The sequence below is a fragment of the Brevibacillus porteri genome, from assembly GCF_003013475.1.
Taxonomy (GTDB): Bacteria; Bacillota; Bacilli; order Brevibacillales; family Brevibacillaceae; genus Brevibacillus; species Brevibacillus porteri.
This window is the reverse complement of the sequence record NZ_PXZO01000042.1, coordinates 1-14,242: the sequence shown is the minus strand read 5'-3', so window position 1 is coordinate 14,242 and position 14,242 is coordinate 1. Positions and strand designations below refer to the sequence as shown.

Genomic DNA, 14,242 nt, shown 5'->3' with positions numbered 1-14,242 from the left:
GAGAGGTTCAGGGGGGAAAGTCGTGGCTGAAGTGGAATTGCGGCGCATTTCCAAGATGTATGGGAGTCAGAAGGTAGTCAATGAAGTGAGCACTCGTATTCTGCCAGGAGAATTTTTCGTACTGGTAGGGCCTTCTGGTTGTGGGAAATCAACCACATTGCGCATGATTGCCGGGCTGGAGGAGATCAGCACGGGAGAGTTGTTGATTGGCGGCAAGCCGATGAATCAAGTCCCTCCGAGCGGGCGAAACATCTCCATGGTCTTTCAAAATTACGCACTTTATCCGCATTTGACGGTAAAAGATAATATTTTGTTTGGTTTACAGGTTCGAAAAGTAGACAAAGCGGAGCAGGGCAAGCGGTTAGAGCGTGTAGCGGAGATGTTGGGCATCGCGCATCTTTTGCAGCGCAAGCCAAAGGAATTATCCGGGGGACAAAGACAACGCGTAGCACTCGGACGGGCCATCGTCAGTCAGCACCCTATCTGCCTGATGGACGAGCCGTTGTCCAATCTGGATGCCAAACTGCGCGGACACATGCGCACGGAAATCCGTCGCTTGCAGCAAGAGCTGGGCATCACGATGATTTACGTTACGCACGATCAGGTGGAAGCGATGACGATGGCAGACCGCATGATGGTCCTGCGTGACGGCGAGGTTCAGCAAGTCGGAAAACCGCTCGACGTCTACAACCATCCAGCGAATTTGTTCGTGGCGGAGTTTACGGGGGCACCCCCGATGAATACGGTACCTGCCATTTGGCTGGCAGATCAAGCAGGAATTGAGCTAGCAGGCCAGCGCTTTTTGCCGCTTCCTATGTTTCACGGTATCAAGGACCAGACCCCGGTCGTTCTTGGTCTGCGTCCAGAGTCACTGCAGCCCGCCCTTGAAGGGCAATCTATGGATGCTTCCTGCCAGCTTCCTGTCACCGTGCAGGGAGTAGAGATTCTCGGTTCTGAGACCATTGTGGAATTCACCGTGGGAGACAAGCTGTGGAAGGCCAAATGGAACGGGCAATGGCACTGTAAAAGAGGCGAAACCATGCATGTTCGTTTTGATCCAGCTCAGCTGAACGTGTTTGATGGAGAAACCGGAAAAAATCTAGCGGTTACGACCAATTAAGAAAAGAAAAGGGAGAGGTATTGCGATGCGTAAAGTCGTCAAAAGCTTGTTTGCGGTCGTCATGAGTATGAGTCTGATCACGGGTTGCTCCAGTGGCAATTCTTCGTCCACAACCAATGCGGCGCAAGGAGCCAATTCGTCAGGCAAAACAGAGCTGTCCTTCTATTATCCGGTTGCGGTTGGCGGTCCTTTGACCAAGATCGTGGACGGTATGGCAGAGGAGTTTAACAAAGAAAATCCAGATATCACAGTCAAGCCAGTCTATACGGGCAGCTATCAAGATACGACGACAAAGGTACAGGCAGCTGTACAGGGCAAGACTCCTCCAGACGTAGCGGTGATGCTCTCAACGGAGCTGCATACGATGATGGACATGGATGCAATCCTGCCGTTGGACGACTTCATTGCCAAGGATGGCGGCAGCGAATACGTAAATGATTTCTTCCCGGGCTTCTTGGCGAATTCCCAAGTAGACGGCAAGACATACAGCATTCCATTCCAACGCAGCACCATCGTGCTCTATTACAACAAGGACGCGTTCAAGGAAGTCGGACTTGATCCAGAAAAACCGCCGACATCCTGGGACGAGCTGGTTCAGTACGCTGCCAAATTGAAAAAGGACGGACGCTACGGCGTCGAGATTCCTTCCTCGAGCTTTACGTATTGGATGTTCCAAGCGCTGGCCCTGCAAAACGGCAAGAACTTGATGTCCGAAGATGGGAAAAAAGTGTTTTTTGATACGCCAGAAAATGTAGAAGCCCTGCAATTTTGGGTAGATTTATCCAAAAAGCATCAAGTGATGCCTGAAGGTGTCAACGAGTGGGCGACTGTACCTTCTGATTTCTTGGAAGGCAAAACGGCGATGATGTTCCATACGACAGGGAACCTGACGAACGTGAAGAAAAGCGCGAAGTTTGATTTTGGCGTAGCATTTTTGCCAGCGAAAAAGAACTACGGCAGCCCGACAGGGGGCGGCAACTTCTACATGTTCAAGGGAACGGATGCAAAGAAACAGGAAGCGGCATGGAAGTTCATTCGCTTTATGACCGAGCCTAAGCGTGCTGCTCAGTGGAGCGTCGATACGGGTTATGTTGCTACACGCAAATCTGCTTACGCAGAAGAGAGTATGAAGCAGTACGTCAAGGACTTCCCGGCGGCAGCAGTGGCTCGCGACCAGCTGGAATACGGACATGCTGAGCTGTCTACGCACAATAACGGCAAAGTGACAAAGCTCTTGAACGACACGCTGCAATCTGTGATCACTGGTCAATCCGAGCCTGCGGAAGCATTGAAAAAAGCGCAGGAAGAAGCGGACAAGATGCTGGCGCCGTTCAACAAATAAATCAAGCAAGGCAATGGGGGAGCGACAATGGGGGAACTACGCGCAAAATGGAAAGTGAACATGTACGCCTGGCTCTTGCTCCTTCCCTCCCTCATCTTCCTGCTACTGTTTACCTTCTATCCAGTTATACAAACGTTCATACTCAGTTTTCATCAAGCGGATCTGGGTTCTCCAGAGCCGTTTTTTAACGGGATAGATAATTATAAACAAATGGTGGAAGATGAAGTGTTTTGGAAGGTGCTGACCAATAATATCTGGTTTGCCATCGGAACGGTGCCGACGAGTGTGGCTCTCGCGCTAGCTATGGCTCTGTTCGCCAACAAGGCAATACGAGGGAAGAGCTTTATCCGCACGGCTTATTTTTACCCGACAGTTGTTCCGATGATTGCAGTGGCGAACATCTGGCTGTTTATTTACACACCGGAGTACGGAGCGCTTAGTCATGTGATGGAGTGGTTCGGAAAAGGCGACATGAACTGGCTCGGCGATCAGAAAAATGTGATGTGGGCGATGATCTTCATGGTCATTTGGAAGGAAGCGGGCTATTTCATGATCTTTTATTTGGCGGGGCTGCAAAACATTTCACAGGAGCTATACGAATCCGCCTCCATGGAAGGGGCATCGTCGTGGACGGTTTTTCGCCGCATCACCTTTCCACTGCTTATGCCAACGACAATGTTTGTCAGTATTATCGCCTTCACTAACTCTTTCAAGCTGGTAGACCATTTGGTGATCATGACCAAAGGCGGGCCGGATAATGCCAGCAATCTCTTGCTGTACTACATATACGAGACGGCGTTTTCTTTCTGGGATCAAGGAATGGCTTCGGCATTGACGATTGTCATGGTCGTGCTGCTGCTGTTAGTCGCTGCTTTTCAGTTTTTTGGTATGGATAAAAAGATTCATTACAACTAAGGGGGGATGGCAGATGCTTCGCAAAATCACAACAGTTGGAATGTACGGCTTGGCCGTTCTCTGGTTGTTTCCTTTGCTCTGGGCGGTCTGGACTTCCTTTCGCCCGAGGGAGCTGGCGACTTCGTGGTCGCTCCGTGCAGATTTTACACTCGATAACTTTGCGAAGGTGTGGGATGCAGCGCCCTTTGACCAGTACTACATCAATACCTTTTTGATCGTGACGGGTATTTTGGTGGCACAAATGATCACAGCTACACTGGCGGCCTATGCCTTTGCGAAGCTGCAATTTTGGGGAAAGGATGTGCTGTTTGTCCTGTTCCTGGTCCAGCTCATGGTCCCGGCAGATATCTTGATTTTCCCCAACTATAATGTCCTGCGTGACTTGTCTTTGCTGGATACCAAAATCGGCATTATGCTGCCGTACTTCGCTTCTGCCTTCGGGGTTTTTCTGTTGAGACAAACCTTCAAGACAATCCCGCACGAGCTGGAGGAGGCGGCACGGATGGAGGGCTGCTCCTGGTTCCAGATTTTGTGGCGGGTGTACGTTCCGTTAGCAAAGCCGACCTACATTGCGTTTGGCTTGGTCTCGGTCAGCTACCATTGGAACAACTTCATGTGGCCGCTGATTATTACGAATTCCGTGGAAAATCGCCCGTTGACGGTCGGTCTGGCGATTTTTGCCCAATCGTTTGAGACAGGGGCGCAGTGGGCCGAGGTAAGTGCAGCGACTGTCATGGTAATTTTTCCGTTGTTGCTGGCATTTTTGCTGTTCCAGCGGCAGTTTATCAACAGCTTCATCCACTCCGGCGTGAAATAAGAGGGAGGGTCATGAATGATGAGAGACAAAAGCTCGTTTGCCGTATCCACCTATGCGTTATTTGATCTGTCCTTACGTGAAGCTATTGTTCAGCTTTTGCACCATGATTGGAAGGGCATCGAGATTATGTGTGAAGAGAATCATGCCGACCTATTGGACTGGTCCTGGGAACAGCTGAAAGAGTTGAAGCAGCAGGGAAACGAGAGAGGGATTGCCTGGTCCATTCATGCGCCAATCAGCGGCTGCAATCTGGCGGCTGACTCAGGACCAACTCGGGAGCAAACAATGGACACGATGAAGCGCTGCCTGGAGATTGCTAGCTTTCTCGACTGCACCCATGTTGTGATGCATGCGGGGGAAGTAGAAGACCGACTCGCGGACACAGAGCGTGCCAGAGGTGTGGAAAATGTGAGTCAGGCACTCCACGTGTTGACCACCGAGCTGTCCGCAGAGAGTAGAACCATACTGACGGTCGAGAATGTTCCCCCTTATCCAAAAGTGCTGGGGTGGAACGTCGAGGATCTCGTGCGTATATGCCGTTACGTAAAGTCCTCTCGCGTAGGGATCGTGTACGACGTAGGTCATGCCCATTTGATTCGTCCGGGATATGCAATCGATGCATTGCAGGAGGTGCTCCCTCATTTGTCCGCTCTTCACCTGAGTGATAACTTTGGCAAGCTCGACGATCATCTGGCGATAGGCGATGGAACGATCCCTTTCGAATCTATCCTGTCACTTTTGAAAGACAACGGATTCGCGGGTCATTGGGTTGTAGAGACAAAGCAGCTTGGCTGCGCTGAGGTTAGTGTGGAACGGCTACTGAGGGAAGGAGGCAAATAACATGGACATGAAAACGATTTTGAAAACGAATCCGGTTATTGCGGCAACCGAACAGGATCGCTTGGGAGAGGCGATGGCGTCCCGAGCTTGCGCGATCCTTTTGATGTACGGAAAGCTGACCAAGCTGATGGAGGAAGCCGAAACCATCCGTCAGTCGAGCAAGCCGATTTTTTTGCACACAGACCTCATGAATGGCTTGTCCAATGACAAAGAGGCTTTTCGTTTCTTGTCCACCTATATCCAACCAACGGGCATTGTCACTACCAAAGGACCGATGATTCGCGCGGCCAAAAAGGAAGGGATGCTGACGATCCAGCGAGTCTTTTTGATCGATTCGACCTCTCTTTCGACGACCATCAAAAACGTCTTGGAAAACCAGCCGGATGCGATTGAAATCATGCCGGGGATAGCGCCGTCTATTATTTCGTATATAAAGGAGCATTTGCCGCAGCCGATTATTTTGGGCGGGTTGATTTGGAATATGGAGCAGGTCAACGAAGCGTTGAAGGGTGGAGCAGATGCTGTTTCGTTGAGTAAGTCGGAGATGTGGAACCATATGACTGTTTAGGAGAAAGGGCGGGTGGGTGTAAGCACCTGTCCTTTTTTGTGTGTTATCCAGTCCAACCATAGTTTTTCGTTTTATGACGGAGGTTGCTTAAAGTTAGCTTTTTTGCCTTCATACGTGTCTTTTTCCTTGACTAAAGTATGACAGTTACACGCCAAGATTGTTATAACACAAAAATTTTGACAGACCCGAATGTATTGCTCAATCCAATACTAACAACACTTCATCACCTGATTTTACCTTACTAAAATTATCTGAATCATAAGTGCTAATTCCAATACTTAGATTTCCTGTGATGTTGTGGTTTTAACCATAATATATTTATCAACAATATTTGGTACTTTTGTATTGTTTGAGGAGAACATAGGATCAACTCCTCCTACAATAATACACCCTCTTTTTTTATCATTAATGGTCATTCCCACCCGCATGATATGTTCATACATCATTTATATTTCTCCTTATCTTTCAATAATATCTAGCAAATGCCTGACATCTTTAATCTTCAAATTTGCGTTTCTTAGTCTTTTGATTCCATCTTTTATGTTGATCGATTCGCTGGATATCCAATCTATATGAAAAGGAAATTATACCCATTTAATGAAATGTTGGGTGTAGAGCGGTCACTAACAATAGATATAAAGTTGTGAATACACTTAAATATACATAGGTATTTGGAAATGTTTCATCCAGAAACACCGGTTTCTTTACTCAAGCTGCTTATTCATCGTGTGTAGTAAACACGTCAGCCCATGTTTCTTACAGATATGTGTCCATATGCCTACATGATTGGTAATCAAGCACGAGTAAATTTATAATGTAGGTAACAAAATTCTACGATGAAGAAAGTAACAGCGAAGAGACACCCTTCAGCGTGAAAAGAGGGTAATATGGAACCAATTCAACTAATGGAAGCGGCAGAGCAATTTATTCGGACATGCTATCGCGAACTGGACAAGACAACGGACGAAACCGAGCGACGAGTACAGGAAGTCCGACAGATGATCGAACAGCAGGGATACTATGAGCATACGACCGAGGAGCTGCGTCACGGAGCAAAAATGGCCTGGCGCAATAGCAATCGATGTATTGGGCGATTCTTTTGGGAATCGTTACTTGTGATAGATGAGCGGCACGTCGAAACAGAAGAAGAGATGGCGCAGGCCATGCTCCGACACATCGACTTTGCCACCAATGGCGGGAAAATTCGCCCGACCATCACCGTTTTTGCACCTGCTGTAGCAGGCAGAGCTCCTATGCGAATCTGGAACGACCAATTGATTCGTTACGCCGGATATGAAACGGAGTACGGCGTGTTGGGTGATCCGGTCTCGCTTTCGTTGACAAAGCTATGCGAGAGCTTGGGCTGGCAAGGGAAAGGCACAAACTACGACGTTTTGCCGCTTGTCGTGCAGATTGGAGATCGGACGCCGCAGTTTTTTGAGATTCCACAGGAGCTGGTCTTGGAGGTGCCGATCGTGCATCCCGATTTGCCGGGCTTTGCTGATTTGGCATTGCAATGGTATGGGGTTCCTATTGTTTCGAATATGCGCATGGAGATTGGCGGTATCCACTATTTGGCCGCGCCTTTTAACGGGTGGTACATGGGAACGGAGATCGGTGCGCGCAATTTCGCTGACCAAGAGCGATATAACATGCTGCCAAAGGTGGCAGAGGTCATGGGGCTCGATACGAGCAGGGAAGCGACACTGTGGAGAGACAAAGCGCTCATCGAGCTGAACGTAGCTGTCCTGCATTCCTTCAAGGAAAAAGGAGTATCGATTGTCGATCACCATACGGCGAGCCAGCAATTCAAGCGATTTGAGGAAAGAGAAGAGAAATGTAGTCGAGCCGTTACGGGTGACTGGACATGGCTGGTTCCGCCGATCTCCGGAACAGCCACACACATTTTCCACAGTCTATACGACAACACCATCCATACGCCGAATTTCTTTTACCAGGACAAGCCGGAGCTCGGCAAAAATTAAGGCTTTCCAATGTCGCGAATATACTTCGCGGCATTTTTTTTGCATGCGATGTCACATACAGGGTGGTATGGTGCGTTATACCAGTTGGAAGGAGGGAGAGAGTGGACACGAAACAGATAGAAGAACTCGTGAATGAGATCATTCAGGGCGGGGATGACCGCTACGCTGCTATCATGAAAAGCTACCAAACCCCCATATTTCACTACTGCTATCACATCCTGGGGAATCGATGCGAAGCGGAAGATGCCACACAGGAGGTCTTCTTCAAGGCTTATCGCAACTTGAAAAAATACAGTCCAACCATTCCGTTCGCAGCTTGGCTTTATAAAATAGCCTATCACCATTGCATCGATCTCATCAGAAAAAGGAAATGGACAAAGCTGTTGCCATTTTTGATGCAGGACAAAGAGTCTCAATCAGACATCGAGTGGCATATTGAAAATGTTTATTTCAGTGAGGATGTATTTCTTGCCATGCAGACACTCTCAGTAGAGGAAAGAACGCTTCTCTTGCTGCGAGGCGTGGAAGAAAAGACGTACGAGGAAATTTCCTTGATCATGAACAAAAACGCTGCGAGTCTGCGCAAAAAATTCGAGCGTACGGCCTCGAAGTTCCGATCCGCTTATTCTCCTTTAGGGAAGGGAGGGTCAGCTCACGATGAGTCCAAACAAATCGCACGAGAGTATTAAGGACCTGTTCAATGACCCGCGTATCCCGCAGGAGATTGACATTAGCCATCAAGTGATGACAAAAATCAAACGAGAGAAGGAGAGATTTTTTGTGAAGTACAAGGTGAGTATTTTGGTCGCGATCGGATTAATCGCAAGCATTTCGTCGGGGTATGCTGCTGTCCAGTACTATCAGTTGAAGGATGAAAAAGGCGAAGTTATTTATCAGCAGAAAGACATCTCCCAAATTCAGGAAAAACCAAAAGTTGTCAAGGAGTTAGATCCTGAAACAAAGAAATATCAAGATAAACGTTCGGAAATTACTAGAAGCATGGAGCCTGGAACTGCCGCAGCCGTTTATATCGCCGTCCACAATCCAAAAAAAGCGGTTGCAACGCTCTATAAAGCATTTGAATTTGCCAATTTGGCCGATCTACACAAGAAAGTGGGAGATCAGATATTGGTGCCTGAGACATTGCCAGGGGGTTATTCCTTTGAAGATGCCAGCCTCACATTTGACATCAAGAGAGAGTATGACAAGGAAGCTTTATACAAAAAGGCAGAGCAAGAGAAAAAAGAATACGTCATTCAGCCGTTGGAATGGACAAATGAGCTGGACACGCTATATGCGACATATAAGTCTGGGGAAAGCTATATAAATTTGAACATTTCCAATTATGAAGATGTAGAAGGTAGTACAACTTATGTAATAAATCAGGATGAACAGCAAAAAGAGGTAATGAAAGTAGGGCAAATCGAAGTGCTGTATACAGAAGAAGCTAGTAAAGAAGGGGTTGACAAGAACATCGTCTGGGTGATGGAATACGCTGGTAAGAAGATGCAGTATGAAGTAGTTGCGACTGGGGATGTATTGACCAAAGGCAACATCAGCGAGTTTGTAAATGCTATGATGCCGAAAAAATAAAACTATCAATGTCGCGAACATGCTTCGCGGCATTTTTTTGTGACAGATTGAAAATAGTATCTCTGAGAACCAAGGATGCGCGATGAGTTAAGGAAAATTTTAGTTTTACCCCACAATTTTGTTTAACTTTTCATCTTACCCTAGATTTAGCAAGTAAGAGAGTAAGAGATTTACTTGCACACAAAAAAAGAAATGAAAAGGAGCGAGACAAATGAAAAAGAAATGGATGACAACTGCATCAGCTTTGTTACTAACTGGGGTGATTGGTACTGTTATACCGTATGCAACCACTACAGCAGATGCAAAAGCAAACGTTGCGGAAAAAAGTAACCTAGACCTGACGATTGCATTCGTTTTTTCTAAGGATGGCCAGGCAGTAACCATTAAAGACAGTCAACTAGGTGAGCACAAGGCTACGGTTAAAGATCTCTCCGAGAAGTTAGGTATAACGGCAGATGATCTTAATCTATCTTCACATATGATTGAAATGAAACCAAATGCGACAGGCAGCAAGATTATTGTCAAAGAAACTTCCTTTAAAGGTGAAGTGAAAGAGTATGAGACCAACGATAATGATGTCCTCATGCTGTTCGGTCTTCACAAAGTAACGAAATAAGCCAAAAAATAAAGCTACCAATGTCGCGAACATGCTTCGCGGCATTTTTTTGTGACGGATTAAAAATGGTATCTCGGATAACGAAAAAGATGGGCAGAGCAAGCTCCTTATGCTAAAATTCACGAGAATGATTATCAATTTCAAGTTTCGTTGAAGGAGAGGTTCTTTTTGAGAAGGAGAAAATCAGGCTTAGATAAGATCATAATGGTAGCCCTTATTATGGTCATGATCAGCATGTTATCAGCCTGCGGACAGACACCAGCCAATCCAACTGCTCAACCTGCGCAGGAAAGTTCAGTTAACGAGAGTAACAATGAATATATCAACTACCAAGCGTTTAATGGCACAGTAAAAATTCCGAAGGACCCAAAACGGGTTGTGGTTCTTGCGGACAGCTATGCTGGACATTTTCTGACACTGGGGATCAAGCCTATCGGTATCACGGACCATGCTATGGAAAACCCGTATTTTAAAGGGAAGCTGGATGGTATCGAAAGCGTGGGCAACGGAACATCGCTAGAAAAAGTACTGGCGATGAATCCTGATTTACTTATCGTGTTTGAAGGGGATAAGAATATCGAGGAGTTCACCAAAATAGCTCCAACGGTAGTGATTCCATACGGTAAGAAGCCAATCCGCGAAGAACTGCGGGAGTTTGGCAAAATGACAGGAAGAGAAGACAAGGCGAATGAGTGGATTGCCGAATGGGACAAGAAAATTGCTGAGGCAAAACCAAAGGTGCAAGCAGCGGTAGGAGATAAAACCGTTTCGATTTTGCAGCCATACGCCAAGGGGATCTATGCGTTTGGGCACAACTTCGGAAGGGGCGGAGACATCCTTTACGGAGAATTCCAGTTGAAGGCTCCGAATGCCGTACAAAAAGAAGCCATTGATAGCAATACCGGCTGGGCGGAGGTCTCGCTTGAAACAATGCCGGACTTTGCGGGAGACTACATTTTTACCAGTGCATGGTCCGGAGATGATACCAATCCGGAGAGTGTATACGGTACAAACGTTTGGAAGGGCCTGTCAGCAGTGAAAAATAATCAGGTTTTTCAGATTGATCAGAAAGGCTCCTATTTTAATGACCCGATCTCATTGGAAGCGCAACTCACGTTCATTGTAGAAAAATTAACGTAGAAGAAAAAAACCCCGAAACATAGGTAGCAAGTATGTTTTGCTACGAGTATTCGGGGGTTTTTGCTATTTATTTAGCGGTTGTAATAACTGCTAAGAGCTGGGAGCAGACCTAATGGATTTTTCCGCAAGTCCTTGGCACTAAAGAAAATGCTGCCCTGAACCTGAGGAACCATCGCGTTGTAATTCAATTGGTTGATAATCTCCTGGGCGCTCTGCCAGCCAGCTTCAGCCGTTCCCAGCTTGTAAGGGGAATGACCGATGTAGAGCTTGACGTTCGTCCCTTGTACTTCGTTTGCCCACCAAGTAACGAGCTTGTCGTATTGGGCAGGGGCGAAGGAAAAGCTCCAATAAATTTGCGGAGTCACATAATCGATCCAGCCTTGTTGAATCCATGTGCGCACATCGGCAAACATGTGGTCATAAGCAGTCACGCCAGCTTTTGTATCGGAGCCGGTCGGATCGACATTGCTGTTGCGCCATACACCGAATGGACTGATCCCGAATTGAACGTGAGGCTTGACGCTCTTGATGGACTGATTCAATTGTTGAACAAATTGATTGATATTATCACGGCGCCAGTCTGCTTTGGATACGATTTTCTTGTTGTTGTAAGCCTTGAATGCTGCATCGTCTGCAAAGGCGACATTGGAAGGATAGAAATAATCATCCAGATGGACACCATCGATTTCATAGCGCTGCACGACTTCCATTACTTCATTGATAATTTGCTGACGTGCTGCCGGAATACCCGGATTGATGTACAACTTTTTGTTGGCATTCACAATCCAGTCAGGGTGCTGCTTGATCACGTGATTCGCTGGCAATTGGTCTGTTTTTGCATCCGTAGTGGCACGGAACGGGTTGAACCAAGCATGGAATTGCATCCCGCGTCTATGCGTTTCTTCTACCATAAAGGCAAGCGGGTCGTAGCCAGGATCTTTCCCTGGGGTTCCCGTCAAAAATCTCGACCATGGAGTGAGTGTAGAAGGGTACAGAGCGTCTCCAGATGGACGCACTTGCACGAAAACAGCGTTCATTCCCATGGCTTGCAGCTCATCGAGCAGCTGTATGTATTCTTGTTGCTGTTTCGCTGGGTTTCCGTTAGAACCGGAAGATGGCCAGTCCAAGTTGTAGACTGTCGATATCCATACCCCGCGCAAATCTCCGTTTGTCACGACAGGTGTGCTTGGTTCCATCCCGCCAGTTTCACTCAGAACATCCTGTGGTGGCGGAGTCATGGTAGCGACGTTGCCGCTTTGTAGGCGAATCGTTTTGGTTTTGTCTTCCCAGTTTACCGTTAGGCCCAACTGCTCGGATACAAAACGCAGCGGAACCATGATTCTTCCTTGCTTGTTCTGAACAGAAGAATCAAGTGGGACGCTGTTGTTGTTCACGAGAGCGTTCTTCTGATTAACCGTCATGGACAACAAGGTATCTTGCTTGCTGATCGTTGCGGTCTGAGAATTTGGCTCCCAATTTACTTCGGCTCCCAGATTTTCACCGATCACTCGCATAGGGACCATCGTTACGTTTGCTTTTGGAATAATGTACGGAGCGACGTCACTTTTGATTTGTTGCCCGTCCAAATAGATGCTGATGCCAGAGGATGTCTGCGCGGCCTGCACGGATATCCCCATCGTTGGAATACATAGTACGAACATTAGCAAAAGCATAAACCACTTGCGTACCTTCATTTTTGCCAATCCTCCGACAAGATAGATTTGCTTAAAACATTAGCCAATACGTTTGACGCTTTATTATATCGCTTTGTTACGCTCCAGTGGGAAGTTTCGGCAAAAAATGACGACACTCATCGAAACAAGGGAACCACCCAAGCTGCTCTGGCATAGGCAGAAGCATATGTTGTTTTCCTTCTGGTCATGGGACAAAAGAGAGGGAAAGGAGTGCAAGCATGAGTTTTTTTCTTGCGCAAAAGGCACCGATTGTTTTTGTTCCGGGGCTGTTTGGGTCGATGAGTGATCAAATTATTCCGGGTACTGGTGACTGGGGCTTCGGGTTTGCCCGAACGGCTTACGAGCCATTTATCCGTTTGCTTGGAAAAATGGGATACGCCCTCAATGAACAATTGTTTGTAGCTTTTTATGATTGGCGAAGGCAGATCGATATTTCAGCAGAACGCTTTTTGCTGCCTGTCATCGAGCGAGCGAAGCAAACGACAGGTTCCCCTTATGTCAATCTCATTTGCCATAGCATGGGGGGCCTTGTTGCTAGAGCCTATGTCCAGAGCGAATTTTACCAAAACGATGTGGATCAGCTGCTCATTTTTGCGACTCCCAACGCCGGATCGCCTGTCGCCTACAGCTATTGGGCAGGAGGGAAGCTGCCGCGCTCCGTTTCTGCCAAAAGAAATGTCGTGGAGCTATATATGAATGTTTATCTAGCCTATTTGGAGCAAAGCATCCCTTTTCATCGTATACAAGCTATTCACAGACATTTTCCCAGTCTCCTTGATCTTACCCCGTCAGCAGCATATGGCGATTATTTGCTGGAGAAAACACAGGGGGTCGAAGCCTTCGTACCTTATGAACAGATTGTCGTGAAAAATCAATACATGGACTACTTGAACGCAACGATGGGGATTATCGCAGCCCGCAATATTCGCGTCACGCTGGTAGCTGGTATCGGACAAGAAACGATTCATTACCTGCGAACAGTCCCTTCGCTGTCTCCCGATAAATGGGTCGATGGAAGAGTAGTGGGCTCGATCAATAGTGACGCTGGGGATGGGAGTGTCATGGCAAACAGTGTATTCGCACTCGAAGGTGAGCGATATTACGTAGAGGCGACACATCTGGAGATTTTGTATAAAAGTGAACCGCTTCTCCGGCAATTGCTAGAGTAGGGGAAAAAAGAGGACCAAGCCGGGAAAATCCCTGGACTTGGTCCTTTAGATGATCTACGCTTTCTTGTTTCTACGATACATGATCGAAATACCGATCAAGATCGAAACGATACCTGCAACGAGAGGGAGTGGGTTAGCCTGTTCTCCCGTCTGAGGCAATACTTTGCCTGTAGCTGGAGATTCGTTGTTAGTCTCTAAGACGTTGGAGTTATTGGCAGCTCCCGAATCGTTCGGTTTGGTTGTATTTCCTGTTTGATTCAACTCTCCCGAAGTGTTGGGGTTCGTAGTGTTGTTGTTTGCATCAGGAGTACCAGGTTGGTCTGGATCGCCAGGTTGGTCTGGATTTCCAGGTTGATCCGGGTTACCAGGTTGGTCTGGGTTGCCAGGTTGGTCTGGGTTGCCAGGTTGATCCGGTTTGCCAGGTTGATCCGGTTTGCCAGGTT

The 14,242-nt window shown here is 47.3% G+C and carries 15 protein-coding genes; 12 read left to right on the top strand and 3 right to left on the bottom strand.

Going from position 1 to position 14,242, the window contains the following annotated elements; all coding sequences use genetic code 11:
* Window positions 1-22: 22 nt before the first annotated feature.
* Genes C7R92_RS20480 through C7R92_RS20455 form a run of 6 tightly spaced genes read left to right on the top strand, consistent with a single transcriptional unit; the run spans window position 23 to window position 5,602 of the window.
* Window positions 23-1,120, top strand: a complete 1,098-nt coding sequence (locus C7R92_RS20480; RefSeq protein ID WP_106835453.1) for an ABC transporter ATP-binding protein — start codon at window positions 23-25, stop codon at window positions 1,118-1,120.
* 25 nt (window positions 1,121-1,145) lie between these two features.
* Window positions 1,146-2,462, top strand: coding sequence for an ABC transporter substrate-binding protein (locus C7R92_RS20475; protein WP_106835452.1), 1,317 nt, complete (start codon window positions 1,146-1,148; stop codon window positions 2,460-2,462).
* 27 nt (window positions 2,463-2,489) lie between these two features.
* Window positions 2,490-3,377, top strand: a complete 888-nt coding sequence (locus tag C7R92_RS20470) for a carbohydrate ABC transporter permease (protein WP_106835451.1) — start codon at window positions 2,490-2,492, stop codon at window positions 3,375-3,377.
* 13 nt (window positions 3,378-3,390) lie between these two features.
* A complete protein-coding gene (locus tag C7R92_RS20465) occupies window positions 3,391-4,194 on the top strand; it encodes a carbohydrate ABC transporter permease (RefSeq protein ID WP_017246658.1) in 804 nt (267 codons plus the stop codon).
* Window positions 4,195-4,212: 18 nt separating this feature from the next.
* On the top strand, window positions 4,213-5,034 hold the full coding sequence (locus C7R92_RS20460; protein WP_106835598.1) for a sugar phosphate isomerase/epimerase family protein: 822 nt from the start codon (window positions 4,213-4,215) through the stop codon (window positions 5,032-5,034).
* A 1-nt stretch (window position 5,035) separates the two neighbouring features.
* Window positions 5,036-5,602, top strand: coding sequence for a glycerol-3-phosphate responsive antiterminator (locus C7R92_RS20455; RefSeq protein WP_106835450.1), 567 nt, complete (start codon window positions 5,036-5,038; stop codon window positions 5,600-5,602).
* A 278-nt stretch (window positions 5,603-5,880) separates the two neighbouring features.
* Here C7R92_RS20455 and C7R92_RS32065 read toward each other — a convergent pair whose 3' ends face one another.
* A complete protein-coding gene (locus tag C7R92_RS32065) occupies window positions 5,881-6,048 on the bottom strand; it encodes a hypothetical protein (RefSeq protein WP_158265761.1) in 168 nt (55 codons plus the stop codon).
* Between the two features lie 441 nt (window positions 6,049-6,489).
* Between C7R92_RS32065 and C7R92_RS20450 the strand changes: the two genes are divergently transcribed.
* From C7R92_RS20450 to C7R92_RS20430, 5 genes are all read left to right on the top strand, one after another.
* Window positions 6,490-7,587, top strand: coding sequence for a nitric oxide synthase oxygenase (locus C7R92_RS20450; protein ID WP_106835449.1), 1,098 nt, complete (start codon window positions 6,490-6,492; stop codon window positions 7,585-7,587).
* A gap of 101 nt (window positions 7,588-7,688) precedes the next feature.
* The gene (locus C7R92_RS20445; protein WP_106835448.1) at window positions 7,689-8,276 is read left to right on the top strand and encodes an RNA polymerase sigma factor; all 588 of its coding nucleotides are present in this window, start codon (window positions 7,689-7,691) and stop codon (window positions 8,274-8,276) included.
* Window positions 8,245-9,180, top strand: a complete 936-nt coding sequence (locus C7R92_RS20440) for a hypothetical protein (protein ID WP_106835447.1) — start codon at window positions 8,245-8,247, stop codon at window positions 9,178-9,180. Before C7R92_RS20445 ends, C7R92_RS20440 begins: the two co-directional genes overlap by 32 nt.
* Before the next feature lie 211 nt (window positions 9,181-9,391).
* Window positions 9,392-9,796, top strand: a complete 405-nt coding sequence (locus C7R92_RS20435; protein WP_017246651.1) for a hypothetical protein — start codon at window positions 9,392-9,394, stop codon at window positions 9,794-9,796.
* Between the two features lie 204 nt (window positions 9,797-10,000).
* Window positions 10,001-10,936 carry an iron-hydroxamate ABC transporter substrate-binding protein gene (locus C7R92_RS20430; RefSeq protein ID WP_106835446.1) on the top strand — a complete coding sequence of 312 codons (936 nt, stop codon included), beginning with the start codon at window positions 10,001-10,003 and terminating at the stop codon, window positions 10,934-10,936.
* 71 nt (window positions 10,937-11,007) lie between these two features.
* Here the strand turns inward: C7R92_RS20430 and C7R92_RS20425 are convergent, their stop codons facing one another.
* On the bottom strand, window positions 11,008-12,630 hold the full coding sequence (locus C7R92_RS20425; protein ID WP_106835445.1) for a family 10 glycosylhydrolase: 1,623 nt from the start codon (window positions 12,628-12,630) through the stop codon (window positions 11,008-11,010).
* Window positions 12,631-12,848: 218 nt separating this feature from the next.
* Between C7R92_RS20425 and C7R92_RS20420 the strand changes: the two genes are divergently transcribed.
* Complete coding sequence (locus C7R92_RS20420) at window positions 12,849-13,799, top strand: lipase/acyltransferase domain-containing protein (protein WP_106835444.1); 951 nt, start codon at window positions 12,849-12,851, stop codon at window positions 13,797-13,799.
* Window positions 13,800-13,853: 54 nt separating this feature from the next.
* On the opposite strand, the gene C7R92_RS20415 is transcribed toward C7R92_RS20420, so the two are convergent.
* The coding region (locus tag C7R92_RS20415; protein WP_146147622.1) for an LPXTG cell wall anchor domain-containing protein at window positions 13,854-14,242 on the bottom strand (389 nt) is incomplete at its 5' end.